Genomic DNA, 24148 nt, shown 5'->3' with positions numbered 1-24148 from the left:
TCCTTCACCCGTGTCAGTCTTATGGTTTGCCCGCCGCCTGGCATCGTGGGCAAGTCCCGGTGGTTGCTTCGGCAGTCCTGCATTTGCGCATGGTAAAACCCCCCGCCGAAAATGGGGCCGTCAGAGATTCACAGTATCGGGGAAAGGTCGTCCAAAACGTTCCGCTCTCCGGGTCGCAAATGCCCGAACACAAAATTTATCGCACGGAAACGTGATCGTTGCAAGATAGCGCCGCGGGCCGCGTCCATCGACGCATCCCAACGAAGGCGCTTCGATAAACCTGGGTTCTTAAGAGTTCATCAGCCAGAGCCCGGCCACGCATGGTCCAGCGGTTTGGTCCAGGGCCAAAGCAATGCGCGGGCCGGGCATCGTATGGCTCCCGCGCCGCAAACGGGGGTTGCATTTGGCAAGGGAATGGCGAGGATCGACAGGCGCGTTTTGCGCCGGGGACGGGGGTCTCGAGGGAGGCATATTCATGAGATTTCTTGCGACGATCTTCTCGCGCCAGGGTTTTACTATTCTCTTCCTGTCGGGTCTTCTTGCGGCCTGCACCGTCGTCGTCGATGACGGGCCGGGACCACGTCCGCGCCCGCCACGGCCGGAACCGGAATTCTGCACCAGGCAATACGAGCCGGTCTGCGCGCGGCGCGGCGGTGACCGCCAGACCTTCGCCAATGCCTGCCTTGCCGAACGGGAAGGCTACCGCATCGTTCGCGACGGCCCTTGCCGCGACGGCGGTGGTGGCGGCGAAGAGCCGACATTCTGCACGCGCGAATACGCCCCGGTCTGCGCCCGCCGCCATGGCGAGCTGCGCACCTTTCCCAACGCCTGCGAGGCCCGTGCCGCCGACTACCGCGTCGTCGAGGACGGCCCCTGCTGATTTTTCCTTCTCCCCTGTCGGGTGAGTCCGCCGGAGGCGAATTCACCGTCCCACTGGCACGATAAAAGGCGGCGAATGCCGGGACCCTGCGAAGCAGCGGGGACCGGGCGGGTGGACCGGACCACCCTTGGTCCTTCGCAGGCTCAGGGCGTTCGAAACTCGAAAAGCCAACAATCGGCTTTTCGTCTGCTGCGCGGACCGCTTCTCACCCCCAAGGGAGAAGGCAAGGTCGCGGATCGGAGTGGTTGCCTACGCCGAATACGCCCCGTCGGCCGGGCCGGCATAAAGCTCTGCGCCGTCCTCGTCGCAAATGCGCAGACGGTCGGGGATCTGCGGCATGGCGAGGCTGTGGAACAGCGCGGTGGCGCCCTGCAGGGCGGCGCGCAGGTTCGGCGCGTCCAGCGATACCTTGTCGAGCGTGGCTTCGTCGACGTCGCGCGAGCGGCTCGACGAAGAACGTCAAGCAAGCCTCCGTTGCAGAGTTTTGGGCGAGATCGTCAGTCCGAGATCGTCAGTCCATTGCCGGCAGGTGCGCCAGGCGCGCCCTGCCTGGTCAGCCCTTCGACTTCGGCTTCAGGCCGCTCTCGGCTTGCTTGACCGAGGAACCGAACGGGGAGGCGGCCTTGGCCACCACCTTGTCTTTCCTGGGCTTGCGCGTTTCGCGATTGCTGCGCTGCTGACCCTTGGCCATCTGTCTGCTCCTTCGTACGTGCTGGGTGGGTGCGGTGTCAGACGGCGGGGCTGTCGGGGACAGCCGGGGCGTCCGCCACTTCGAGGTTGTCTTCCGTGGTGACCCGCTCATAGGTCTCCTCCTCGCTGCGTATGCGATATTGCGGCGAGCCATCCTTGACCGGCAATCTGCTCTTGATCTGAAACAGCTCGGCGGCCTTCTGGGCGAGCCCGCTGCGGCTCTTCATCCGCACGGTCTGGCCGATGGCGAAGAGGTGCGAGGGCGTGTCGGTGCGCGGACGCGCATTCTGCTGGAAGCGGATCATGCTGCGTTCTCCTGGTCGCGCCTCAGCGCTGTTTCGAGTTCGAGGTAGTCGATGGCGACAAGCTGGCTGGTGGCCGGGTTCTTCACCGCCCTTGCCGGCAAATGGATGAAGGTGGCGACGCGACGCCAGGCAAGCCGCGACATGCCCTCGATCAGCTCTTCGTCGTGATCGATGTCATAGTCGCCGGCCGGCAGTTGCCCTTCCAGCCCGCCAAGCACGAAGGGTGCCGCGAAATGGGCGATGGAACGGGTGGTGCGATCCGGCATTGGCTTGGCTCTGGTTCGTCGATGCTTTCCGGCATCAACCGGGAACTCAACCATCGGCGATTGGAATGAGTTTGGCGGGTCGAGTATCTCCGACGCCGCTATATGCCAAGCTTGACCCAAAAAACGATCTCAGATCAATAATCCGAAATTGTTGGTTATTCAAGCTGATTTCCGCCGCGGCTCGACCGGTATAAAAAATTTCTCGTATAAACCCCTAATAAATCTGCTATTGTGGAACAATATCAGCCAATTTCTTATTTAGAGAGCATCGGAATAATTATTCCTGTGCCCCTAAGATTATTTTTTACGAAAGGCAAAAATATATGAGATTCATGAAAACGCCGGATCGTCCGACCGCAACAATCGAGCCAATCGTCCTCTTCCCCAAGGCAATATCAGTGCGCCTGACGATAAGAAGCGACGAAGCGGCACGGCGCAAGATTGCCGACACCGACGGCACGCTACGGCGGGAGCGCCGGCTCGCCGAGAGCCACCGGCTGATTTGAACGCTACATTTTCCTGGAATTCCTCTAGAGTTTCGAAGAGGTCCGCGCCCTTGGCGAGCCCACTCTTCCCTTGAACCTGCAGCGCCGATGGCCTAGATCGCGGCAAGCGGACAAAACACGGCAGGTTTCCCATCAACAGAGATCAGAGAAGAGCGGCGGGTGCTGGAGCTGGCGGACAGGCGCCGCTGGGCCTCGACCAATATGTGCAGCAGGCGCTGCAGCTGCATCAGGCCGGGCGCCGGCAGGAGGCCGAGACGCTGTACCGGCAGGTGCTGGCGCGCAAGGCCAATCACCCGGCAGCGGCGCATTTCCTGGGCCTGTTGCTGCACCAGACCGGGCGCAGCCCCGAAGGGCTGGAGCTGATCGAGCAGTCTGTGCGTCTGCAGCCGAAGAATCCCGATTTCCTCAACAATCTCGGCACGGTGATGCGCGATCTCGGCCGCATCGCAGCGGCCGCCGATTTCTTCCGCGGCGCGGTAGATCTCAAGCCCGACCAGCTCGCGGCACGCGACAATCTGGGTTCGGCGTTGAAACAGCTCGGCCAGTTCGAGGCTGCGGAGGACATCTATCGCGGCACAATCGCGCGCAATCCCTTCCATGTCCGCGCCCGCATCGGGCTTGCCGAAACGTTGCAGGAAGCCGGTCGTCTGGACGAGGCGCTGGCGACCTTTCGCGAGGCGCTGACGATCCGGCCCAGGGATGCCGACCTGTTGCACGGGCTCGGCGTCGGGCTGATGGAAAAAGGCAAGCTCGATGAGGCGGCCGACCTGTTCCGGCAGGCGCTGGCGATCACGCCAGGCATGGCAAAAGCCTGGCTGATGCTGACGCAGGTCAAGCGCCAGAAGGAGCGCGACGCCGAACTCGCCGGCATGGAGGCCCAGCATGCCAAGGCGCCGGCCGACAGCCTGGCGCGCATGCAGCTGTCCTTCGGTCTCGGCAAGGCCAATGACGATTTGAAGGACTACAACAGGGCCTTCGACTATTTCGCTGAAGGCAATGCGATCCGCCGCAAGGGCATCGATTATGATCCGGTCAGGACGCGGGCCGAATTCGAGGCGATGAAGACGGTGTTCAACGCCGGCTTTTTCGAAAAGCACAAGCCAAGTGCAATCTCCGACGACACGCCGATTTTCGTCGTCGGCATGCCGCGCTCCGGCACCACGCTGGTCGAACAGATCATCGCCAGCCATCCACAAGTCTATGGCGCGGGCGAGCTCAGCATGTTGAAAACCGCGGTCGGCAAGCAATTTCCGCTGACCATGCCGGGAGGTTTCCCCTGGGGACTGGTCGATGTATCCGACGCGGAGTTTGCGGAGGCGGGCCAAGCCTATCTCGACATGCTGCATGAGCGCTATCCCAACTTCAGGCATGTCACCGACAAGATGCCCGGCAACTTCCTGCTCATCGGCTTCATCCATATGATGCTGCCGAAAGCCAAGATCATCCATTGCGCGCGCGATGCGGCGGCGACCTGCCTTTCGATCTACAAGGTGCATTTCCGCGGCGACAACCACCGCTACGGCTATGATCTGGGCGAGCTCGCCGATTTCCACAACATCTACACCGACATCATGGCGCATTGGCACGATGTTCTGCCGGGCGTCGTCCATGACGTGCGTTACGAGGATTTCGTGGCCGACCAGGAGGGACAGACGCGGGCGCTGATCGGGCATCTCGGCCTGTCCTGGGACGACAAGGCGCTGTCGTTCCACGAGACCGACCGCCCGGTGCGCACGGCCTCGGCCGCGCAGGTGCGCCAGCCGATGTATCAGGGCTCGGTCGATCTCTGGAAGCGCTATGGCGACAGGTTGAAGCCGCTGCTGGACAAGCTGGCCTGAGCAGCGGCTAAAGCTCGATGAAGGGCTGGAAGCCGCCGAAGATCATGCGCTTCATATCGAAGGGCATAGGCCCCAAATCGGGTGTCAAACGGGGATCGGCCATCACCTTGGCCATTACCGCGTCGCGGCTTTGCCTGGACGAATAGACGGCCCAGGCGAAGACGACGATCTCGTCGTCTTTTGCCTGAACGGCACGCGGAAACGAGGTCAACTCACCATAGGGCACGTCGTCGGCGATACATTCGACATAGGCGAGCGCTCCGTGTTCCTTCCATATCGGGCCTGCGAGGTTGGCCAGCTTCTTGTAGTCATCGATATTTGCCTTCGGCACGGCGAGCACGAAACCATCGACATAGGACATCAGGTTCTCCTTGGAGTATCTCACAAAGCTCCTTACCGGCGTCAGCCGGTGAGGAGCTTTGTCAGCAGTGGTCAGTCTTTCTTCGCCGGCGCGTTCATCGCCCATTCGACCCCGAAGGGATCGCGCATGTTGCCCCACTGGTCGCCCCAGAACATCAGCTGCAGCGGCACTGCGACTTCGCAGCCGGCATCGACCGCGCGCTTCCACCAGTCATCGATCTCGTCGGCGCCGAGATGGAGCTGCATGGTATAGCCCTGCGGCTTGACGGCAGGCATGCCGTTTTCGGGGTAGAAATCGGAAATCATCAGCGTCGAGCCGTTGATGTGGAGATGGATGTGCATGGTGCGGCCCTGCTCATCGGGCGGATAGAAGAACACCTGCTCGGCGCCGAAGGCCTTCTTGTAGAATTCGGCGGCCTTGAAGGCGCCGTCCAGCTGCAGATAGGGGGTCAATCCACCGAGAACTTTCGCGGCCGGCTGAATGGGGGTCTGGTCGGTCATGTCTTGTTCCTCTTTGGGTTTGGTCTGGGCGCTTGGTCTGGCCTTTGCGAACCTCAGGACGAACGAGGCGGCGGCAATCCTACATGTCTGATGCGATTTTTTGGGCCGATGCGATTTTTGGGGTGAAATGAACTTGCGTCGGCGGCGCCCAATCAGAGCGCAATCCTCGGTATGAGCAGGCTAGAAAAGGGGACTGCTTCTCCAACCCGCTGAGACGACAATGATCCTCTATTACCAGACCCATTCGCCCTTTGCGCGCAAGGCGCTCGTCTTCGCCCATGAGGTCGGGCTTGCCGACCGGCTCGAGGTCATTCATCACGAGACCAGCCCGACCTTGCGCAATGCCCGTGTCTACGCCGAAAACCCGCTCGGCAAGGTGCCGGTGCTGCTGCGGCCGGATGCGTCGCCGCTCTTCGATTCCGATGTCATCTGCGCCTATCTCGATACGCTGCATGACGGCCGCAAATTGCTGCCGCAGGACGGCGAAGCGCGCTGGCAGGCGTTGCGGCTGCAGGCGGTCGCCCAAGGCCTGGCGCAGACGGGCATAGGCCTGCGCTGGGAGACGGAAAGGCGGCCCGAACAGTTGCGCTATGCAGCGCTTGCCGAAGGCTACCGGGAAAAAATCGAGGCCAGCTATGACTGGATCGAAAGCGCGCTGAACGCCGAGACATCGCTCCATGTCGGCCATATAGCGCTTGCCACCACGCTGTCCTGGATGGCGTTCCGCCAGCTGCCGTCCTTTCGCGCGCGGGCGCGGCTGACGCGCTGGTTCGAGGCCTTCGAAAAGCGTCGATCGATGCAGGCGACGCCGCTGTCTGGCGATACGCATGACTGAGCAACGGTCGCCCCGCGGCGGCCTGCATCGATCTTTCCCGACCGCATGGTCAGGGCGCCCTGCAGATCCGCGGGCCGTTTTGCGCGTCGATGAGGATTTCCGGCCAGCCGATATCCTTGCGCAGTTCGATCGGCAGGGCCAGAAGCTCGCGCTCGCTGCGATAGCGGGCGCGGTTCTGTGCGTAACGGGCGGCGACGCGGCCTATGGATGACAGGATGGACATGATGCGTTCTCCTCAGATGAAGCCGGCATCATCGTGTCGGCATCCCAAGGACGCAGCAGGTTCAGGCGATCCGACAGAGCGCTGAAAATATTCTGGGAGATGTGAAACCATGGGCCGCAACACAGTGCGGCCCATGGTGGTAGTTCCTCAGCCCACCGTTTCAGCCACCGAGCGGAAGAAATCCTCGGGGTCTTCGACTTCGGTCAGCTTCCGCTTGTCGACCAGCCAGAAGCGGTTGCCGACGGCGCGGATGAAGGAGCGGTCATGCGAGGCGAGCACACAGCTCGCCTGGTGCTTGAGCAGTTCCTCCTCCAGCGCTTCCTGGCCGTCAATGTCGAGATGGTTGGTCGGCTCGTCCAGCAGGTAGAAGTTGGGGTGGGTGAGCCTGAGCGCCAGCATCATCAGCCGCGCCTTCTGGCCGCCGGACAGCACACCGATCTTTTTCTCCTGCATCTCAATGACCACGCCAGCGCCGGCGAGCAGCGAGCGGGCGCGTTGCTCGCCGACATCGTAGCGGTGCGAGACCAGGGCCAGCGGGGTCTCGTCGCCACTGATGCCGGCCAGCGCCTGGTCGCTGTAACCGAGCACCGTCGACGGCGTCACTTTGACGTTCGGCACCGTGTCCGGCTCGGCGATGGCGTTGCGGATCAGCTCGACGAAACGCGACTTGCCGACGCCGTTGCGGCCGAGCAGCACGATGCGGTCGCCCTGGCAGATGTGGCGCTTGCCGGTCTTGAACAGCAGCATGCCGTCCGGCGTTTCCACCGCGGCGTCGTCCAGCGTAATCAGCACCTTGGCATGGGTGCCGCGGTTGGCCAGCCGGATCGCGCCGGCCGATTTCTCGCGATGCGCCGATACCGCGGCGTCTTCCAGCTTCTCCGCCCGTTCCCTGAGTTGCTTGGTCTTCATCGTCAAAAGGTCGCTGCCGGAATTGATGCCGATGTTGTTGAGCTTGGCGGCCTGCTTGCGCAGCTGCTGCGCCACCTTCATGTCGCGCTCGAACCGGCGCGCCGTCGAAGCGTCCAGGTCGTCGAGCGCTTGCCTGGCCTTGGAATAGGGCAGTGCAAACACCGGCGAGTCCTCCGGGCGCAAGAACAGCGTGCGGTTGGTGACGGCGTCGAGAAAGGCGCGGTCGTGACTGGCGATGACCACCGGCACCTCGCGGGGCAGCGCGATCAGCCAGCTTTCCAGCTGGCTGATCTTGGCGAGGTCGAGATGATTGGTCGGCTCATCGAGCAAAAGCACATCCGGATCGGTGACCCAGACGCGGGCGATCAGCGCCAGCCGCTGCCATCCGCCGCTCAGCGCCTGCATCGGCCGTTCGCGCATCGGCTCGGGCACGTCGAGCGAATCCAGCACCACATCGACGCGCCACATCTCGCTGTCGGCCTGCTCGGCCGGCAAGGCATCGGCCACCACCTGATGGAAGGTGCGGCTAAGAAGGGCAGGCGGAACCGACTGCCCGACATGGCCGACACGCAGGCCGCGCGTGCGAGAAATGTCGCCCGAGGTCGGCTCCAGCGCGCCGGTCAGGCATTTGAGCAAGGTCGACTTGCCGCGGCCATTGGCGGCAACGATGCCGAGCCGGTCGCCGGTGCCGATGGTGAGATCGAGGTTGGAAAACAGCGGCGCACTCATGGTGACACCGAGGGATTTGAGGCTGATCAGGGCCATTGTGATTTCTCTGGTCTCGCCGGAGACAACTCCGGATGCACTTTGACGGTGTGCTTGCCGGCCATCAGGCTCAGCTTTGCGCACCACGAAGGGCAGACCAAAAAATCGAAACGGGAAAAAACCCGTGATGTCCCTGGTCAGCCCTGCAAGCGAACTCGCAGGGCAGAAATCGGGCCACGCTGACGATGGTGATCGATAGACACGCAGCCCTCCTTTCAAGACAAAACTTTGAGTGTGTGGAGCGATTACACCAAAGGCGGGGGTGGAGGCAAGTGGGCGACGGATGCGGCGGTGGTGGAGCGCTCTTCCCTTCTCCCACAAGGGGAGAAGGGAAGAGGTGCTATTTCCCCGGCCGTCCCGTCTTGCCCGGCCGGCGCTTTTCGCGGCGGGCGTCGCCTGGGTCTTCGTAGGAGCCGATGCCGGCGCGCTGGCGAATCATTGGCTTGGCGTCGCGATCCTTCGCGCCTGTCCCGCCGGACATCTCCCCCAGCTGGGGGGAGATTGGCTGGGGCTTGGCCGGCATTTTTCCTTCGACCGGCTTTTCGGTCCGCCGAACCGTCATCTCGTCCAGTGAGTTCTTCTTGAACAGGGGCCTAGTCGCGTCGCCCGGAATGCCGAAGTCGGAGCCGTGCGCCTCTTCGGCCGACTGTTTCTTGAACAGCGAGCGCGATACCGCTCCGGCCGGTGTCGGCATGTCGGTGCCTGGGCCCATGTCGTCGATCGAGGGCTTGGCGAACAGTGGCTTCTTTACCGGCACGGCGCCGTCGGCGCCCATTTCGTCGAGCGCCGGCTTGCGGAAGAGGTTGGACCGGGCAGCCCTGGCCGCCTCTTCAGCCGCGCGTGCGTCGTCGAACTTGCGAAAACGCTCCTGTTCCTCAGCCGTACGGTGCTTGGCCACGCCCTTGTTGTGCTTGCCCTTCTCGCGGCCGGAGACCGGGCTTTCCATGTCGGCGTATTTGGCCAGAGGGTCTTCCGAGATGGACAGTTCCATCTCGCGCAGCCGCTTGATCTCGTCGCGGAAGCGGGCGGCCTTCTCGAAGTCGAGATTGGCGGCGGCGTCGCGCATCTGCTTTTCCATGGCGTCGAGATGAGCCTTGAGATTGTTGCCCATCATCGCACCGGCGCCGTCGGTGAACTGCGAGATATCGGCGCGGACATGGTCCTTCTCGTAGACCGAGTCCAGAATGTCGGAGATGCGCGACTTCACCGATTCCGGGGTGATGCCGTTGGCCGCGTTCCATTCCATCTGCTTTTCGCGGCGGCGGTTGGTCTCGGCCATCGCCCGCTCCATCGAGCCGGTGACCTGGTCGGCATAGAGGATGACCTTGCCGTCGACGTTGCGGGCGGCGCGACCGATGGTCTGGATCAGCGACGTCTCGGAGCGCAGGAAGCCCTCCTTGTCGGCGTCGAGGATGGCGACGAAACCGCATTCAGGAATGTCGAGGCCTTCGCGCAGCAGGTTGATGCCGACCAGCACGTCGAAAGCGCCGAGGCGGAGATCGCGCAGAATCTCGATGCGCTCCAGCGTGTCGATGTCGGAGTGCATGTAGCGAACGCGCACGCCTTGCTCATGCAAATATTCGGTCAGGTCTTCGGCCATGCGCTTGGTCAAAACGGTGACCAGCGTGCGGTAGCCGGCGGCCGTGGTGTCGCGGATTTCGCCGACGACATCGTCGACCTGGCTTTTCGCCGGGCGGACTTCGACCGGCGGATCGATCAGGCCGGTCGGGCGGATGACCTGCTCGGCGAACACGCCGCCGGCCTGTTCCATCTCCCAGGCGCCGGGTGTCGCAGAAACCGCGACGGAGAGCGGACGCATGGCGTCCCATTCCTCGAAGCGCAACGGGCGATTGTCCATGCAGGAGGGCAGGCGAAAACCATACTCCGCCAGTGTCGCCTTGCGCCGAAAGTCGCCACGATACATGCCGCCGATCTGCGGCACGGTGACGTGGCTTTCGTCGATGAAGACCAGCGCATTGTCGGGGATATATTCGAACAAAGTTGGCGGCGGATCGCCCGGCTGGCGTCCCGTGAGATAGCGCGAATAGTTCTCGATGCCGGCGCAGGAGCCGGTGGCTTCCAGCATCTCAAGATCGAAGCGGCAGCGCTGTTCGAGCCGCTGTGCCTCCAGCAGGCGGCCGGCGCGCTCGAGCTCGACCAGCCGGTACTTGAGCTCCTCCTTGATCGACTTGATCGCCTGGTTGAGCGTTGGACGCGGCGTCACGTAGTGCGAGTTGGCGTAGATCTTGACGCTCTTCAGCTCGCCGGTCTTCTGGCCGGTGAGCGGATCGAATTCGGTGATTGCCTCGATCTCGTCGCCGAACATCGAGATGCGCCAGGCGCGGTCTTCAAGGTGGGCCGGGAAGATTTCGATCGTGTCGCCGCGCACGCGGAACGAGCCGCGCACGAAATTGATGTCCTGGCGCTTGTACTGCTGGGCGACGAGGTCGGCGAGCAGCGCCCGTTGGTCGAGCCGATCGCCGATCTGCATCTGGAAGGTCATCGCCGTATAGGTCTCGACCGAGCCGATACCGTAAATGCAGGACACCGAAGCGACGATGATGACGTCGTCGCGCTCGAGCAGCGAGCGGGTCGCCGAATGCCGCATGCGGTCGATCTGCTCGTTGATCGAGGATTCCTTCTCGATGAAGGTGTCGGTACGCGGGACGTAGGCTTCGGGCTGGTAGTAGTCGTAATAGGAGACGAAATACTCGACCGCATTGTCGGGGAAGAATTTCTTGAACTCGGAATAGAGCTGCGCGGCCAGCGTTTTGTTGGGCGCCAGGATCAAAGCAGGGCGCTGCGTCTGCTCGATCACCTTGGCCATGGTGAAGGTTTTGCCGGAGCCGGTGACGCCGAGCAGCACCTGCGTGCGGTCATTGTTATCGACGCCCTCGACAAGATCCTTGATGGCGGTCGGCTGGTCGCCGGCCGGCTCGAAATCCGACACCATCTTGATGGCGATGCCGCCTTCGGATTTTTCCGGGCGGGCAGGGCGGTGCGGCGTCCACAGCACGCCGTCCTTGTGCAAGGGGTTGCCGGATTCGATCAGCGCCGACAGCGCCGCGACCGTGGCGGTGACGCTGCCCGAGGCCATGGTCTCGGCGTCTTCCAGCGAGATGTCGAGGCCGGCGACCGGATTGAGGCCGGCTGCGGTGCGTTCGCGGGCCGTGGCCGCGCCGCCCATCGAGGTGCCGCGCGAACTGCGGCCGGGCGCAGCGGACCGCTCCGGGATCTTTTTCGCGGACTTTGGCGATCTACCATCGCTCTTACCGGTGAGACGGCCTTCCTTCTCGGCCTCCTGCTCGATCTGCTCGGCCCAGTCGGCAATCGAGCCGCTCAGCGGCGCGCCGGTGAAGTCGGCCTGCGGCGCCTCGGCGAAGCCGCCTCTGTGCAGAGGCTCCGAGGCATCGAGGAAATCGGTCAGCGGGCTGCGCCGCTTCGGCGGCGAAGCGCCGTTGTCACCCGCCGGAGACGGTGTCTTTTTGTCAGGGAGTTTGGCCATGCCCCAAATATGGGCAGAGTCCGCCAAAATGGAAAGAGTGCAGTGGCGAAGGGCGCTAAGCGGGTCGAAGCTCCTGACACAAGGGTGTCAGGAGCTGTGTTACGCGAAGCCAGGCCGCCTGCTCAATTGAACCACAGCGCGAAGGTCAAAAACCCACCGCCACCGAACTGGCGCTGGATCTGGTCGAACTCGCCGCTGGTCACGATCTCACCGCTCTCGAGGTAGGGCGCGATGGCCGGGCCGGTAATCGACAGCACGAGGTCGAAAGGCTTCGGTTCTTCGAAGAAACGCTTCATGTTGATGCCCTGGCCGGTGCTGGCCGTGATGCGGAAATGCGGCAGCAGCTTGCGGCCTTCCAAAAGGTCTTCGGCCATGGTCAGAGTGGCGAGCCAGGCCTCGACCTGCTCCTCGCCGACTTCGAGCCCGGTGAGCGGGTTCTCGCCCTTCTGCTGCGGTCCCGGCAGCCATTCGCGGTCATTGTCGGTCTCGGCGCGGATCGCCTTCCAGTCCTCGCGCGACAGCCGGATGATTTCGAGCAGATGGCGGCGCGCCGCTTGACGGCGCTCGGGCTCGACCACCGACCAGTTGACGAGGTGAACCATGGAGATGAAATCCGCGATGCGCCATTCCGATGAGAAGATGCTGCTGCCCATGTCGCCGGCGGGAGGCACGAGAATGTCCTGCAGCGGCAGTTTGGCGCGCGGAAACAGCATGTGGAACGAGCCGTCGAACATGGTCCTGAAATCATGCGCCAGCCAGAAATCGGCCTGCGCCATCAGGAATTCGGCATAGCCCTGCAGCCAGAAACCGTCGGCGCGGTCGAAGCGGAATGTGAGCGAGGAAGCGGCGCCGTCCGACGAGATACCGCCGCGCGACAGCGAGGCCATGATGGCGGCCATGCTTTCATCCGGCGCGATGGCGCCGTCTTCGTTGAGATCGATGCCGGCATGGGTGAGGTCGACGACCATGCCGATATCGGCATCGGCGGGTACCGAGCCCAGAGTGGCCGCGGATGTCTCCAGCCGGTCGCGGAAGGCGACCAGAATGGCGCGGAACTGCTCATAGGTCAGCGGTTCGGGATCGGGATTGTCCGGAATCGGCAGCCGCATCAGCGGCAGCATGAAGGATTGCGGGCTTTCGAACCCGTGGCGGTGCAGACCGCCGGCGAGGATTTCCAGCGCGGTGAAGAATTCGCCGGCGCCGGCGGCATAGGCTGACGCCGGATCGCCTTTCGCTGCAGACTCAAGCGTTGTGAGCGCACGGTTGCGCTCGGTCACCGTTTTGGCCTCGAACAAAGCGGTTGCCGCTTCGGGCGCGGCGGCGCGGGCCGAAGATAGCGGCAGCAACAGGAGGAAGGCGGACGCCAGCAGGCCTGCAAAACGTGTCATCTCATCCCTCCACTATGCGATGCGCAGACATTACACGCATTTGGCGCCGTGTCTGCCGGCGGCAGTGTTTCAAGGACTGACGGTCGACACTTCCCGAGCAGACCGTCTACACAAGCTAACCGATTGGGCAAACGATTGGGCGTCGCGTGTCGAATTATCCGCTTTCCTACAAACTGTCATGGCTGCCGCGCTTCCTGAAACCGTCTCTCGGCGGCGATGTCAGGGATTTTGCACCGAGGGCGGCGACGACGATCATCGATCCGCCGCCGGGGCGGAAGGTGCGGCTGGCCTTTGTCGGCGATATTTCGGCGGTGGCCAACCGTAGTGCGCCGGAGTGCGATCCGGAAATCGCAAAGCTCTTGGGCTCAGCCGATCTGGTGATCGGCAATTGCGAAAGTCCGGTCGTCGAGCGGCCGAGCGTGGCGTTTGGCACGCGGCTTGGCACGCACCATGCGATGAGCGAGCGGTTTCTTGCCGCGGCGCTTGCCGCCGTAGGCATCGCGCGTGAAAAGCTCGTGCTGTCGCTGGCCAACAACCATGTGCTCGACCAGGGCGTCGCCGGTTTCGACGAGACCGTTGCGGCGTTGAAGCGGCTTGGAATCCGCACCATCGGCACCGCGAAAAAAGGACCGGTCGAGCAGGTCAAGGCCGGGCCGCTGACGATCGGCTTTGCCGCCTTCACACTGTGGCGCAATGGTGACGCCGGGCCATTCACCGAGCTTGTCTCGATGCAAGGCGATCCGGCGGCATGGCCGAGAGGCGCGGCCGACAAGAACATCGATCTCACCTGTGCGGTGCCGCACTGGGACTGGGAGTTCCGGCATTTTCCGCAGCCGCAAACGCAAACGCTGGCGAGGTTGCTGGCCGGTCACGGCGTCGGGCTGATTGCCGGGCACCACGCCCATGTCGTGCAGCCGGTGCAATGGGTCGGCAAGACGCTCGTGGCTTACGGGCTTGGCGACTTCCTCGGCACGGCGCTGGCGCGGCAGCCCTGGCCCGGCCGCATCGCCGGCATTTTCGTCGTCGATGTCAGCGCCGATCTCGGCATGCGCGGTGCGATCGCCGGGTACCGGATGCATCCCTTCATGCGGCTGCGCGCAGGCGGGCATGAGCGGCTGGTTCCGGTCGAGGCGCTGACTGGCCGGGTGAAGGGCAAGGTCCAGGCCAGGCTGAAGGCGATCTTTGGCGACTGACAACTTTCCCGTTATCATAGGTATAATAGGAATTTGCGAGGGGGCGATGGAAGCAGCTGAGTTCATGCCTGATGAAGCGGTGGTCGCCGGCATCAGGAAGAATATCGAGATCTATGAGGCTGGACGGGCTTCGGCCTGCCGCCAGGTGCGCTGGCGGGTGCCGGTGTTTCTGGGGCTGCTGCTGGTTTTTGTCGTGCTGGTGGCCTGGCTGTTCAACAAGGTCGCCGACTTGAACGAGCAATGGTTCTCGACGCCGCATGTGTTCCTCTATGCCGGCGGTTTCTTCGCGGCGCTGCTGCTGTACTTCCTGGCGATCAGGCCGGCGACGCGGCTGCAGCAATCGTTCCGTGACACGCTGCTGCCGATCATCTTCGGCTTCATCAGGGATGTGCGCTATCAGCACAGCGTGACGCCGAATTCCTTCGACCGGCTGCCGCGCGCCGTGGTCGGCGCCTTCAACCGGCAGAGCTTCGACGACATCGTATCAGGCCGCTACGAGGATTTTCCGTTCGAGCTCTACGAGGCGGAGTTGCGCCAAGGGTCGGGCAAAGGCTCGTCGACGGTCTTCAAGGGCGTCATCGTTGCGTTCGAGACGATCGCGCCGTTCCCCGGCATATTGGTCGCGACGCGCCGCAGCAACGCGGTGGTCGGTTTCTTCCGCGGCATCTTCGCCGGCAAGATGCAGGAACTGTCCAGCGGCGATCCGCTGCTCGACGGCGACTACGAATTTCGCACCGACAATGTCGCCGCCGCGCAGCCGCTGGTGAGCGGCCGGTTGGCGCAGGCGCTGAAATGGCTGCACGAGACATGGCGCGATGATCCGGCGCGGGTGGCACTTAAAGGCAGCGATGGTTTCCTGCTCTTGCCGCAGCCGAAGAATTTCTTCGAACTGCCCGCCATTTCCGTGCCACTCGATTACACCAAGCACATCGCCCCGATGATCGCCGATATGGGCGCGATCCTGGCGACCGCGGCGCTGGTGCGCAAGATCGGCGCGACGGATGGCGAGGCGGCCGCAAGCTAGGCAGTTCCCGATTGCAACAAGCCGCCATTCATCCGGGTGCGGCTCTCGCGACAAGGCGGACAATATCGCCGAGCCTGCGCTGCTCCTCGGCGGATCTGGAGCGGCTGACCGCGAGATTGACGACTACCAGTTCGGCTGCCGGCAAGACGCCGATCATCTGACCGAAACCGCCATGGGCGAAATAGCGAACCCTGGGCAAATCCGCATTGCGAAGAACGGTGGCTTCGGACTGGGCTTCGCCATCACGGCCGGTCGTCCACCACATGTAACCATAGCCGCTTCCGTCTGGAGTGATCGAATAAGCCTTTGTGCTGTCTTCGATCCACGCCCGCGGCACGATCTCCGTGCCGCGCCAGCTGCCTTTGCGCAGGTACAGAAGGCCGAATCGGGCAAGATCGCGCGCGGTCATGCGAAAATGATAGGCGGGGTGCTCCGATTCGGGGCCGCGCAAATACGCGCCGTCGTCAGGGTGAAAATCCTGCATGCCGAGCGGGACGGCGATGTCGGCATGGAAGCCGTCAAAAACGGAGCGGCCGGTTGCCCTCTCATAGATGGTGCCAAGGGCGTTGAAGTCCCAATTGTTGTAATACCAGTGGCTGTCCCTGGGGTGGCTGCCGCGGACGGGCCGGTCGGCTTTCATCTGTTCGGATTCGGCGAGCGCCGGGTGGTAAATCCCGGACCGAGCCTTGATGAGATCGCCGACTGTTGCCTGCTTTTCGGCTTCGCTCAACGACGGCGCGACATCATCGATGCCGAGCTCGCCCAGCGTGTTGTCCAGACGAATGCGTCCGCGCTTGACCTCGATGCCGATTAGAGCGCTCAGCAGGCTTTTGCGGACCGAGCGGATGACGACTTTTTTCGAGGCCGAACCGCTGGATGCGACGACAGATCCGCGATGGATGGCCACAGACGCTATCGAACCAAATTGCCGTGCCGCTGCTTTCGCCTCGGCGAGGAGATCGACGTTCCATCCGGCATCGGCCGCCGATACGACGTTCCATTTTTCGCCGGGATATTCAGCCCCTTTCATGTCGCCGCGCCTCAGCAGTCGAAGCCGTAGTTCTGGCGGTAATATTCGACGTCTTCTTGCGCCATCGTCTTGAACATCACGCAGACGGTGAAGCTCCCGACCTGGCGACCGTTTCTGGTGTAGCCCCAGTCGGAAATATCGTCCCGCTTGAATTCGAGTTCCTGGCCGGCCACGACATTGTGCACCGCTTGCGGCTCATTGGCCAATGTTCCTGCAAATCCGGTCGCGGTCTTGTGGAAGGGGATGATCCAGAAATGCTCCGAGGCGTCTCCGTCCCTGACCTCGACTTTCAACTTGTAGCTGGTTGTCCCGGCTGGCGGCGCATCCGACAAGGACAGGAATTCATCGAGGCTGGCGCGCGCCTGCGCAATGGCCGCCGCCATGTCCGGATCGTCCCTGGCGACGCCTACAACCTTGTCGCCGCCCTGGCCGGAATCCTGCGCACCGGCCGGAACCGGCGCCAACGCCAGCACCAGGGACAGCACGGTTCGAACTGCATGCTTCATGAAATGGCGCTCCTGCGTGTCGATGCCTGACACCATCATGCATCTACCTGGAGTTTTCAACGGCAGTGCGACAGCGTGGTATGGTCCGAACGGCAGGCCGCTCACAACCCGCTCGGCACCAGCCCTGCCAGCCAGTTCGCGGACCGCTTGGCAATGCCGACCGTTGCCGACGCGACGCGGCCGAGATCTGTCTTGACCACGGCGTAGCCGTTCCTGGTGCGGTAGAGCACGCCTGTTCCGCCATCGACCACTTGCTCGTAGGCGACGGGCCGTACCGCTGCTGCCTCCATGGCCGTCGTCGGGGAGCCGACGGGAACGCTCGGCCGATGGCTCAGTTCCGGCGGCAACGGGGTTTGGACATTCCGGCTGGCCGGCTTCAGTTCTGGGCGGGATGCGGCCGCCACCAGTTGCGAAGAAGACGCCGACCCCTTGCTGCGGCATATGCCGGAGACCAGCGGATAGTCGAAGTTCTTCTGGTGCAGCATCTGGCTTTTCATCGCCGCTTCGCAGTCGGCGATGGTCGCCCACTTCGCCGGCGTCTCGCCGATATATTCGCAAAGCTTGGCGTCGCAGTCGCAGCCGACAATGGTCATGGCGACAAGGGCGGTCTTGAGCACGGTCTTGTCCTTCGGATTGCCCCCCGGCAGCCAGTCCTTCCATCGCGCGCGAACAAGGCGGGATTTTGGCCGCGATCACGCGATGAGCCGGGGGATGCGTTTTTCGGGTACGGCTCACTATAGGTGGATTTCGAGACACCCGGTAGCAGATATGGCGGGGGCGTGATGCATTTGCAGGAAGAAGCCTGAATAAATCTTGTCGGCTATGGCCGCGACAACTGTTTCTTGGCCCGGTTTTCTACTACGATACTCACGGGGCGATACAACAATATAGGAGGGGTTTGTCATGGGAAGAATTGTCCGGTCCGCCGAGCCTGTGCCGAAAAGGGATTCAACGCTCGAGGGCATTCCAGGCGATGCTCCGCTCGGCGTCGACGATGACAAGCAAGAAGATCAAGGATCGAAAGGCGGCGACGGCTATCTCGACCGGGTTGCGAAGTACGTGCCTGCCGAAGTCGTGGCATTTTTCATCTTCGTCAACTCCATCCTGGTCAATGCCACTGAGCAGCCGGTTGCCAAGGCGTTGACCGATGCGGTGGCGGAAGAGACCAAAGGCAATCCGGGGGACATTCCGGGTAAGGTGCAGGCAGCCATCTATAAGATTGAAATGGCCGGTATCAGCGTCTGGACCATTTCATGGATCATGTTGATCGTCGCGCTGGCGATGACGCCGGTGTATCTGAAATCGGTCAGCGATTCAGCCGACAATGCGGAGGCTCCGGGAGCCAACATCGTCATGTCGATGCTCGCCTTCCCATTCTGGGCCTATGCCGTCAACGCGCTGGCCCTCAGGCCATGGCATGACGGTGCGCTGGCCAGCATCATGCTCGCCACCTTCACGCTCATCAGCGGCGCCATACGGCCGGAATATATAAACGCTGGCCTCAATTTGGTCCCGGGCATCGGCCCGAAGAAGTAGCTCGGCCCGCCGGGCAGGCCGCGTGCAGGGCGCGGCTTCAGTTGTAGACGCGCTCAAGCCTCGCGCCTGCTTCGAACAGCGCCGGCAGCACGATGTGCAGCTTGCGCACGGCGACGATCAGCCCGGTGCGACGGGTGGCCGGATCGATCGGAAACGGTTGGCTGAACAGCGCCCGGGCGCCTTCGGGCGGAGCGAAGTCTGCCGCCGAAAGCACGGTGAGCATGATCGCGTCATTGCCACCGATCTCGACGAAGGACACGCCTCTGTCGATCAGGCGCGGGATCATGTCGGTGAATTGCTGATCGCGCCTGGTGATGAAGATGGTGCCGTCAGCGCCGAAATCGCGCTCCAGCAAAGTATCGGCTTCTTCACGCGTCGCTTCGCCGACTGGACCCTTAGCCCAAAAGACAGTCGGCGCCGGGATTTCTCCCAGCGCCTCCCTGTCAGATCAGGACACGGTCGCGGCAGCAACTTCCGTAAAGTCGTCGCGCCATGCCGGCCTTGATTTTGACGGTCCTGCCAGTCACCGCCCGAGGGCAGTGCCCGTTCCAGACCACGCCGTGCTCCACCCTTGCGAGCTTCGCCCAGCGCGCCATCGAAGGTTTTCGCCGTCCTTCATGGCAGCATCGGTCCGCCGTTGGCGTTCGCACGCTTTCCGCGGCCCCGTAGGTCTCGGCATCCGTCCCTCGAACAAGCAAGCCTGCTCTCGCTTCGGGCCGTACGGGCCTCAGGAAATCCGCCTTTTCGCTTTGCCTTTCGGCGTGGCGATCGGTAGCCGCCTGAGATGGGTTAAACTTACGCCGGGTAAGGGTTTTGGGGAATGGGCGTGAGCCTGTGGATAACGGGATTATCGGGGATCGTTTGCCACAAAGCTCGGAATTTCGACTCCAGTTGCATTAGACGGCCCGCCCGCTTTTTGGCGCCTGATCGGCTGTGCCCCTTGCTCCGCCGGCTGGCGCGGGCTTCAATGCCGGCAAAGCATCGAGCCTATCGGCTCGGTGCGGGGAGGGTGCGCATTGAAAGTCGGGGTGGTGCTCAATCCGATTGCCGGCGGCGGCCGGCTGAAACGGCATTGGCCGGAGGTCGCCGCATCGCTGAAAAAGCATTTCGGCGAATTCGAGCTGCGCGAGACGCAGGCCGAGGGCGACGCCGAAAGGCTGGCGCTCGACCTCGCGGCAAGCGGCTTCGAGCTGGTGATCGCGGCCGGCGGCGACGGCACCGCCAGCGAGGTGGCCGACGGATTGCTGCAGGCATTCGATGAGAGCGGCCGGACAACCGAACTTGCCTTGCTGCCTTGCGGCACCGGCATCGATTTCGCGCGCGGGCTCGGGCTGCCGAAAGAGGTGGATGCGGTGCTGAAGCGGATCGCCGAAGCCAAGGCGCGCAAGGTCGATGCAGGGCGCATCTGCTACATCGACGACCATGGCGCGCTGGCCAGCCGGCACTTCATCAATATCGCCAGCCTCGGCCTATCCGGCGCCACGGACCGTGCGGTCAATGCCGACAAGCGCAAGGGCAGGATGTCGGCCAAGGCGCTGTTTTTCTGGCGCACCGTGGTCGAGTTCATCCGCTACCGCTTCCAGGACGTCAGGATCACCGTCGACGATGGCACCCCGGTCGAGGCGCGCATGGCGCTGGTGGCGGTCGCCAACGGAAAGTTCTTCGGCGGCGGCATGATGATCGCCCCGGACGCCGAACTCGCCGACGGCCAGTTCGACATCGTCATCCTGCGCGCGGCCGGCAAGCTGAAGCTGATCTGGGATATTCGGCTGCTCTATGGCGGCCGGCACCGCAACCATCCGGCCATCACCATATTGCGTGGCCGGAAAGTGGTGGTCGAACCTATCGGCGATGTCGAGAAGAACGGCGCGCTGGTCGACATAGATGGCGAGTCGCCGGGGCGTATACCCGCGACGTTTGAGATCCTGCCCGGAGCGCTGACGCTGAGATATTGAATCAAGGCGTTGAGGGATTGATTCAGGTGGTTTGAGCGGCGATTCCGGCGAACCGGCCAAAGGCCTGAAATCGCAGGACATATTTACCCGGCTTAGCTTTCCAGCTTGGCTGGGAAACCGGGCGCGCGCAGATCCATGTCGACGGCATCCTCGAGCAGTTTGACGATCTGGGTCGACCAGGCGCCGCCGCCATATTCCTGTTTGCCCATCAGGAAAATCTCACTCACAAGCGGCGCCAGTTGGAGTGGCAGTCTGAACTCTCTGCCCATCGCAAGCGCAAAGCCGAGGTCCTTCAGTGCCAGGTCCATGGTGAAGCCAATGTCGTAGGAGCCGTTGAGGATGAGCTGGCTTTCGGTCTCATGGACGAAGCTGTTGCCGGAGGAGGCGACGATGGCGTGGTAGGATTGCGCGAGGTCGAGGCCGCCTTGCTTGGCCAACATCAGCGCCTCGCCGGCGGCGACGAGATGGATGAAGGCCAGCATGTTGGTGATCACCTTGATCACCGCCGCGGAGCCGACCGGACCCATCAGGAACGACTTTGCGCACATCGCTTCGATGGCCGGACGATGGCGCTCGTAAAGCGCAGCATCGCCGCCGACAAGCGCGGTGATCTTTCCGACCGCGGCCAGATGCACGCCGCCGGTGACCGGGCACTCCAGCGTCTCGATGCCTTTGGCCGCGGCGAGGGCGGCGAGGCGCAGGATCTCGTCGCGGCCGTTGGTCGACATCTCGATCCAGGAGCCGCCCCTGGGCAGACCCTCGAGCAGGCCGCCGGCATTAGCCAGCACCGCTTCGCTGACCTTGGGCGAGGGCAGGCAAGTGATGGCATTGCCGGCCTGTGCCGCCGCTTCGGCCGGGCTGGTCGCGGCCGTGGCGCCGAGCGCCACGAGGCGCTCGACGGCGGCGGGGTCGCGGTCGAAGACGATGACGACAAAACCGTTGCGCAACAGGCTGGCGGCAAGGTTGCCGCCGAGATGGCCAAGGCCGATGAAGGCGTAGCGTTCGCTCACGGCATCAGCGGCGTTTGCATCATCTGCAAATGCAGGTCCTTGCCGGTGTAGGGATGCGCGTCGCAGACCGCTTCGTCCAGCTCGACGCCGAGGCCCGGCTCCTTCGATGGAATGACATTGCCGTCCTGCCATTCGATCTTCTTCTTGAGCAGTGTCGCGTGGAAGCCGTCCCACTGCTTCAGCGATTCCAGGATGAGGAAATTGGGCAGCGTCACCGCCAGCTGGATGTTGGCGGCCCCAACGATCGGCCCACAATAGCAGTGCGGCGCGATCTGGATGTGGTATGCCTCGGCCATGGCGGCGATCTTCTTGGTTTCGAGAATGCCGCCGGAACGGCCAAGGTCCGGTTGCAGGATGGTGGCGGCGCGGTTCTCGATGATTCGGGCGAATTCGAACTTGGTCGTTAGCCGCTCGCCGGTGGCGATCGGGATCGACGTGCCTCGCGCCACCTGAGCCATCACTTCGGGCATGTCGGGCGGCACCGGCTCTTCGAACCACAAGGGATCGTAGGGCTCGATCGCGCGTGCCATCCGCAGCGCACCCGACGCGGTGAACTGGCCATGCGTGCCGAACAGAATATCGGCGCGGGTGCCGACCGCTTCGCGGACCGCCTTGACCATGCGGGTGGAGACATCGATGTCGATCAGGCGCGGCTGGTGGCCGTCGAAGGCGGTGTAGGGGCCTGCCGGGTCGAGCTTGACGGCGTTGAACCCCTGCTCGACATATTCGAGCGCGCAGGCGGCCGCCAATTCGGGGTCATTGTAGACGTTCCGGCCGTCCGGCGCGTCCTCCGAATGGACGCTGCCGGTGTGCGGATAGAGATAGGTGTAGGAGCGCAGCGTCTCGTGCACCTGGCCGCCGAGCAGTTTGTAGACCGGCTTGTCGGCTTCCTTGCCGACAATGTCCCAGCAGGCCATTTCCAGCGCCGAGAAACAGCCCATGCCGGTAACGTCGGGGCGCTGGGTAAATCCTGAGGAATAGGCGCGGCGGAAGAAGGTCTCGATGTCATGCGGATCGTGGCCGATCAGGTAACGCTCGGCCATGTCCTCGACCAGCTTCGCTGTTATGTGAGCCGAGAAGGTGGCGTTGTAGGCCTCGCCGTAACCGACGACGCCGCCATCGGTGGTCAGCTTGACGAAGATGAAATACTTGCCGCCGATGCCGGGCGGCGGGTTGCCGACTACCCAGGTCTTGACGTCGGTGATCTTCATTTTTGGTCCTCCAGAACCAGTTCGGCGCCCTTCCATCCGGTCATGACCGAGGCGGCGTTGGTGTTGCCGGTGATGTTGGCGGGAAAGATCGAGGCGTCGATTACGCGCAGACCTTCGAGCCCGTGCACTTTCAGGCGCGGGTCGACGACGGCGGCCCCGGCGTCCGGCCCCATGCGGCAGGTCGAGACCGGGTGATAGACGGTGCCTGAGCGCTTCCTGAAATCCTGGATCAGGTCGGCATCCGATTGGATCGATGGGCCTGGCAAAACCTCCTCAGTGATGATCTCGGCCATGGCGGGCATCGAGGCTATCTTGCGCACGAATTTCACCGCCGCCAGCATCTCGTCGACATCGGCGTTGGTGGAATAGGCGTTGGCGACGATCCTGGGATAGTCCAGCGGATTGCTGGAGCGGATCATGATCTCGCCGCGGCTGGACGGGCGGCAGTTGGAGAGGCCGATGGAAAAGCCCGGCCACGGATCTGGCGTCAGGATCGGCCGCTCGCCGCTCTTCGGAATGACGGTCGAGAAAGCCTGGAAATAAAGCTGCATGTTGGGGCGCGAAAACGCCGGGTCGGTTCGGAAGAAGCCGCCGCCATGGTTCATCGACAGCGACAGCGGGCCGGAGCGGGTGAGGATGTACTGCATGCCGACCAGCAGCTTGCCCCACCAGGGCCGCAGGATTTGGTTGAGCGTCGGCACGTTTCCCTTGAAGGTATAGTTGATGCCGACATGGTCCTGCAGATGCGCGCCGACATTTTCGTTGGCGTGGACGACCGGGATGCCAAGCCCCATGAGCAGTGACGAGGGGCCGACGCCGGAAAGTTGCAAGAGCTGCGGCGAGTTGATCGAGCCGGCGGACAGGATGACTTCGCGGCCGGCCCGCGCCGTCTTGGTCTCGCCATTCTGCAGATATTCGATGCCGACGGCTCGCTTGCCCTCGAACAGGATCCTGCTCGCCAGCGCATTCGTCTCGACGCGGACGTTTTTGCGCTTCATCGCGGGGCGCAGGAAGGCGCGCACGGCCGACATGCGGCGGCCGTTTTTGGTGGAGATCTGGTAGGTGCCGACGCCTTCCTGGGCGGCGCCGTTGAAGTCAGGGTTGAGCGGCAGCCCAGCCTGCTGGCCGGCTGCGAGGTAGCGCCTGGTCAGCGGATGGACGGCGTTCGTCGTGTCGGTGATATGCAGCGGCCCGCCGGTGCCGCGCCATCTGTCGGCGCCGGCCTCATTGTCCTCAAGCGCCTTGAAGCCCGGCAACAGATCGTCATAACCCCAACCGGGATTGCCGGCATCGCGCCAGTCATCAAAATCCTCGCGCGCGCCTCGGATCCAGACCATGGCGTTGATCGAGCTTGAGCCGCCAAGCAGCTTGCCGCGCGGCCAATGGTCGACATTGCCGGCAAGGCCGGGGTCCGGCTCGGGCTTGTAGTTCCAGTTGACCGCGGGGTCGAAGAAAGTCTTGCCGTAGCCAAGCGGCATCTGGACATAGAAGCGGCGGTCGCTGCCGCCGGCTTCCAGCACCAGCACGGAGTAACGGCCGGAAGCCGACAGCCTGTCGGCGAGAACCGAGCCGGCTGAGCCGGAGCCGACGATGATGAAGTCATAGGTCTGCATGATTGGTGTCGGCGGCTCCGCAAAACTGGCTGCAGCCTATCCGCGGCAGGCTTCCGAAGTCGCGGTGCCTTCCGGCATGCGTTGTGAAAAATGCGACCG

General features: G+C 63.2%; 24 protein-coding genes. 8 read left to right on the top strand and 16 right to left on the bottom strand.

Annotation, left to right across the window (positions count from 1 at the left end; all coding sequences use genetic code 11):
• The first annotated feature begins 475 nt into the window (after positions 1–475).
• A complete protein-coding gene (locus ACYG9Z_RS06890; protein ID WP_023751238.1) occupies positions 476–880 on the top strand; it encodes a Kazal-type serine protease inhibitor domain-containing protein in 405 nt (134 codons plus the stop codon).
• Between the two features lie 553 nt (positions 881–1433).
• On the opposite strand, the gene ACYG9Z_RS06885 is transcribed toward ACYG9Z_RS06890, so the two are convergent.
• The 3 genes from ACYG9Z_RS06885 to ACYG9Z_RS06875 are packed head-to-tail and all read right to left on the bottom strand — an operon-like array spanning position 1434 to position 2141.
• Positions 1434–1571: a hypothetical protein gene (locus ACYG9Z_RS06885; protein ID WP_023689689.1), complete on the bottom strand. Its 138-nt coding sequence runs from the start codon at positions 1569–1571 to the stop codon at positions 1434–1436.
• A 37-nt stretch (positions 1572–1608) separates the two neighbouring features.
• Positions 1609–1875, bottom strand: coding sequence for a hypothetical protein (locus ACYG9Z_RS06880; protein WP_023751237.1), 267 nt, complete (start codon positions 1873–1875; stop codon positions 1609–1611).
• On the bottom strand, positions 1872–2141 hold the full coding sequence (locus ACYG9Z_RS06875; RefSeq protein WP_023672014.1) for a hypothetical protein: 270 nt from the start codon (positions 2139–2141) through the stop codon (positions 1872–1874). The genes ACYG9Z_RS06880 and ACYG9Z_RS06875 overlap by 4 nt, the downstream gene beginning before the upstream one ends.
• Before the next feature lie 323 nt (positions 2142–2464).
• Here ACYG9Z_RS06875 and ACYG9Z_RS06870 point away from each other — a divergent pair, with 323 nt between their 5' ends.
• Both ACYG9Z_RS06870 and ACYG9Z_RS06865 read left to right on the top strand, forming a co-directional pair.
• Positions 2465–2647: a hypothetical protein gene (locus ACYG9Z_RS06870; protein WP_023728228.1), complete on the top strand. Its 183-nt coding sequence runs from the start codon at positions 2465–2467 to the stop codon at positions 2645–2647.
• A gap of 203 nt (positions 2648–2850) precedes the next feature.
• Complete coding sequence (locus ACYG9Z_RS06865; protein WP_023751236.1) at positions 2851–4485, top strand: tetratricopeptide repeat-containing sulfotransferase family protein; 1635 nt, start codon at positions 2851–2853, stop codon at positions 4483–4485.
• A 7-nt stretch (positions 4486–4492) separates the two neighbouring features.
• On the opposite strand, the gene ACYG9Z_RS06860 is transcribed toward ACYG9Z_RS06865, so the two are convergent.
• Both ACYG9Z_RS06860 and ACYG9Z_RS06855 read right to left on the bottom strand, forming a co-directional pair.
• Complete coding sequence (locus ACYG9Z_RS06860; protein WP_023683729.1) at positions 4493–4846, bottom strand: DUF1428 domain-containing protein; 354 nt, start codon at positions 4844–4846, stop codon at positions 4493–4495.
• Positions 4847–4917: 71 nt separating this feature from the next.
• Positions 4918–5346 (bottom strand): VOC family protein, encoded by a 429-nt coding sequence (locus ACYG9Z_RS06855; protein WP_023672011.1) that lies wholly within the window; start codon positions 5344–5346, stop codon positions 4918–4920.
• Between the two features lie 220 nt (positions 5347–5566).
• Between ACYG9Z_RS06855 and ACYG9Z_RS06850 the strand changes: the two genes are divergently transcribed.
• Positions 5567–6181 carry a glutathione S-transferase family protein gene (locus ACYG9Z_RS06850; RefSeq protein WP_023751235.1) on the top strand — a complete coding sequence of 205 codons (615 nt, stop codon included), beginning with the start codon at positions 5567–5569 and terminating at the stop codon, positions 6179–6181.
• A gap of 49 nt (positions 6182–6230) precedes the next feature.
• Here the strand turns inward: ACYG9Z_RS06850 and ACYG9Z_RS06845 are convergent, their stop codons facing one another.
• The 4 genes from ACYG9Z_RS06845 to ACYG9Z_RS06830 form a co-directional block, all read right to left on the bottom strand.
• A complete protein-coding gene (locus ACYG9Z_RS06845) occupies positions 6231–6404 on the bottom strand; it encodes a hypothetical protein (RefSeq protein WP_023672009.1) in 174 nt (57 codons plus the stop codon).
• A gap of 147 nt (positions 6405–6551) precedes the next feature.
• Positions 6552–8078 carry an ABC-F family ATP-binding cassette domain-containing protein gene (locus ACYG9Z_RS06840; RefSeq protein ID WP_023751234.1) on the bottom strand — a complete coding sequence of 509 codons (1527 nt, stop codon included), beginning with the start codon at positions 8076–8078 and terminating at the stop codon, positions 6552–6554.
• A gap of 340 nt (positions 8079–8418) precedes the next feature.
• Positions 8419–11583: an excinuclease ABC subunit UvrB gene (gene uvrB / locus ACYG9Z_RS06835; RefSeq protein ID WP_023751233.1), complete on the bottom strand. Its 3165-nt coding sequence runs from the start codon at positions 11581–11583 to the stop codon at positions 8419–8421.
• A 122-nt stretch (positions 11584–11705) separates the two neighbouring features.
• Positions 11706–12971: a hypothetical protein gene (locus tag ACYG9Z_RS06830; RefSeq protein ID WP_023751232.1), complete on the bottom strand. Its 1266-nt coding sequence runs from the start codon at positions 12969–12971 to the stop codon at positions 11706–11708.
• A 146-nt stretch (positions 12972–13117) separates the two neighbouring features.
• Here ACYG9Z_RS06830 and ACYG9Z_RS06825 point away from each other — a divergent pair, with 146 nt between their 5' ends.
• A complete protein-coding gene (locus ACYG9Z_RS06825) occupies positions 13118–14164 on the top strand; it encodes a CapA family protein (RefSeq protein ID WP_023751231.1) in 1047 nt (348 codons plus the stop codon).
• A 46-nt stretch (positions 14165–14210) separates the two neighbouring features.
• The gene (locus tag ACYG9Z_RS06820; RefSeq protein WP_023751230.1) at positions 14211–15188 is read left to right on the top strand and encodes a DUF3137 domain-containing protein; all 978 of its coding nucleotides are present in this window, start codon (positions 14211–14213) and stop codon (positions 15186–15188) included.
• A 28-nt stretch (positions 15189–15216) separates the two neighbouring features.
• Here ACYG9Z_RS06820 and ACYG9Z_RS06815 read toward each other — a convergent pair whose 3' ends face one another.
• The 3 genes from ACYG9Z_RS06815 to ACYG9Z_RS06805 form a co-directional block, all read right to left on the bottom strand.
• Positions 15217–16218 (bottom strand): serine hydrolase domain-containing protein, encoded by a 1002-nt coding sequence (locus tag ACYG9Z_RS06815; protein WP_023691556.1) that lies wholly within the window; start codon positions 16216–16218, stop codon positions 15217–15219.
• 11 nt (positions 16219–16229) lie between these two features.
• A complete protein-coding gene (locus ACYG9Z_RS06810) occupies positions 16230–16724 on the bottom strand; it encodes a YegJ family protein (protein ID WP_023751229.1) in 495 nt (164 codons plus the stop codon).
• 101 nt (positions 16725–16825) lie between these two features.
• The gene (locus tag ACYG9Z_RS06805) at positions 16826–17341 is read right to left on the bottom strand and encodes a hypothetical protein (protein WP_023751228.1); all 516 of its coding nucleotides are present in this window, start codon (positions 17339–17341) and stop codon (positions 16826–16828) included.
• 286 nt (positions 17342–17627) lie between these two features.
• Here ACYG9Z_RS06805 and ACYG9Z_RS06800 point away from each other — a divergent pair, with 286 nt between their 5' ends.
• On the top strand, positions 17628–18260 hold the full coding sequence (locus ACYG9Z_RS06800; protein ID WP_156931477.1) for a hypothetical protein: 633 nt from the start codon (positions 17628–17630) through the stop codon (positions 18258–18260).
• Between the two features lie 37 nt (positions 18261–18297).
• On the opposite strand, the gene ACYG9Z_RS06795 is transcribed toward ACYG9Z_RS06800, so the two are convergent.
• Positions 18298–18615, bottom strand: a complete 318-nt coding sequence (locus ACYG9Z_RS06795) for a hypothetical protein (RefSeq protein WP_023724937.1) — start codon at positions 18613–18615, stop codon at positions 18298–18300.
• Between the two features lie 661 nt (positions 18616–19276).
• On the opposite strand from ACYG9Z_RS06795, the gene ACYG9Z_RS06790 reads away from it, so the two are divergent.
• Positions 19277–20215, top strand: coding sequence for a diacylglycerol/lipid kinase family protein (locus tag ACYG9Z_RS06790; protein WP_023683740.1), 939 nt, complete (start codon positions 19277–19279; stop codon positions 20213–20215).
• Between the two features lie 92 nt (positions 20216–20307).
• Here the strand turns inward: ACYG9Z_RS06790 and ACYG9Z_RS06785 are convergent, their stop codons facing one another.
• Genes ACYG9Z_RS06785 through ACYG9Z_RS06775 form a run of 3 tightly spaced genes read right to left on the bottom strand, consistent with a single transcriptional unit; the run spans position 20308 to position 24049 of the window.
• On the bottom strand, positions 20308–21225 hold the full coding sequence (locus ACYG9Z_RS06785; protein WP_023683741.1) for an NAD(P)-dependent oxidoreductase: 918 nt from the start codon (positions 21223–21225) through the stop codon (positions 20308–20310).
• Positions 21222–22436 carry a mandelate racemase/muconate lactonizing enzyme family protein gene (locus ACYG9Z_RS06780; RefSeq protein ID WP_023751226.1) on the bottom strand — a complete coding sequence of 405 codons (1215 nt, stop codon included), beginning with the start codon at positions 22434–22436 and terminating at the stop codon, positions 21222–21224. Before ACYG9Z_RS06780 ends, ACYG9Z_RS06785 begins: the two co-directional genes overlap by 4 nt.
• Complete coding sequence (locus ACYG9Z_RS06775; RefSeq protein ID WP_023751225.1) at positions 22433–24049, bottom strand: GMC family oxidoreductase; 1617 nt, start codon at positions 24047–24049, stop codon at positions 22433–22435. Before ACYG9Z_RS06775 ends, ACYG9Z_RS06780 begins: the two co-directional genes overlap by 4 nt.
• Positions 24050–24148: the final 99 nt, after the last annotated feature.

It is taken from the genome of Mesorhizobium sp. RSR380A (assembly GCF_054719385.1).
This window is presented reverse-complemented; position numbering and strand designations above follow the sequence as displayed.

What these genes read in the sequence shown, in the direction of transcription:
- ACYG9Z_RS06890 (WP_023751238.1), top strand. Translation starts at nt 476, where the DNA reads ATGAGATTTCTTGCGACGATCTTCTCGCGCCAGGGTTTTACTATTCTC.
- ACYG9Z_RS06885 (WP_023689689.1), bottom strand. Translation starts at nt 1,571, where the DNA reads ATGGCCAAGGGTCAGCAGCGCAGCAATCGCGAAACGCGCAAGCCCAGG.
- ACYG9Z_RS06880 (WP_023751237.1), bottom strand. Translation starts at nt 1,875, where the DNA reads ATGATCCGCTTCCAGCAGAATGCGCGTCCGCGCACCGACACGCCCTCG.
- ACYG9Z_RS06875 (WP_023672014.1), bottom strand. Translation starts at nt 2,141, where the DNA reads ATGCCGGATCGCACCACCCGTTCCATCGCCCATTTCGCGGCACCCTTC.
- ACYG9Z_RS06870 (WP_023728228.1), top strand. Translation starts at nt 2,465, where the DNA reads ATGAGATTCATGAAAACGCCGGATCGTCCGACCGCAACAATCGAGCCA.
- ACYG9Z_RS06860 (WP_023683729.1), bottom strand. Translation starts at nt 4,846, where the DNA reads ATGTCCTATGTCGATGGTTTCGTGCTCGCCGTGCCGAAGGCAAATATC.
- ACYG9Z_RS06855 (WP_023672011.1), bottom strand. Translation starts at nt 5,346, where the DNA reads ATGACCGACCAGACCCCCATTCAGCCGGCCGCGAAAGTTCTCGGTGGA.
- ACYG9Z_RS06850 (WP_023751235.1), top strand. Translation starts at nt 5,567, where the DNA reads ATGATCCTCTATTACCAGACCCATTCGCCCTTTGCGCGCAAGGCGCTC.
- ACYG9Z_RS06845 (WP_023672009.1), bottom strand. Translation starts at nt 6,404, where the DNA reads ATGTCCATCCTGTCATCCATAGGCCGCGTCGCCGCCCGTTACGCACAG.
- ACYG9Z_RS06840 (WP_023751234.1), bottom strand. Translation starts at nt 8,078, where the DNA reads ATGGCCCTGATCAGCCTCAAATCCCTCGGTGTCACCATGAGTGCGCCG.
- uvrB (WP_023751233.1), bottom strand. Translation starts at nt 11,583, where the DNA reads ATGGCCAAACTCCCTGACAAAAAGACACCGTCTCCGGCGGGTGACAAC.
- ACYG9Z_RS06830 (WP_023751232.1), bottom strand. Translation starts at nt 12,971, where the DNA reads ATGACACGTTTTGCAGGCCTGCTGGCGTCCGCCTTCCTCCTGTTGCTG.
- ACYG9Z_RS06820 (WP_023751230.1), top strand. Translation starts at nt 14,211, where the DNA reads ATGGAAGCAGCTGAGTTCATGCCTGATGAAGCGGTGGTCGCCGGCATC.
- ACYG9Z_RS06815 (WP_023691556.1), bottom strand. Translation starts at nt 16,218, where the DNA reads ATGAAAGGGGCTGAATATCCCGGCGAAAAATGGAACGTCGTATCGGCG.
- ACYG9Z_RS06810 (WP_023751229.1), bottom strand. Translation starts at nt 16,724, where the DNA reads ATGAAGCATGCAGTTCGAACCGTGCTGTCCCTGGTGCTGGCGTTGGCG.
- ACYG9Z_RS06800 (WP_156931477.1), top strand. Translation starts at nt 17,628, where the DNA reads ATGGGAAGAATTGTCCGGTCCGCCGAGCCTGTGCCGAAAAGGGATTCA.
- ACYG9Z_RS06780 (WP_023751226.1), bottom strand. Translation starts at nt 22,436, where the DNA reads ATGAAGATCACCGACGTCAAGACCTGGGTAGTCGGCAACCCGCCGCCC.
- ACYG9Z_RS06775 (WP_023751225.1), bottom strand. Translation starts at nt 24,049, where the DNA reads ATGCAGACCTATGACTTCATCATCGTCGGCTCCGGCTCAGCCGGCTCG.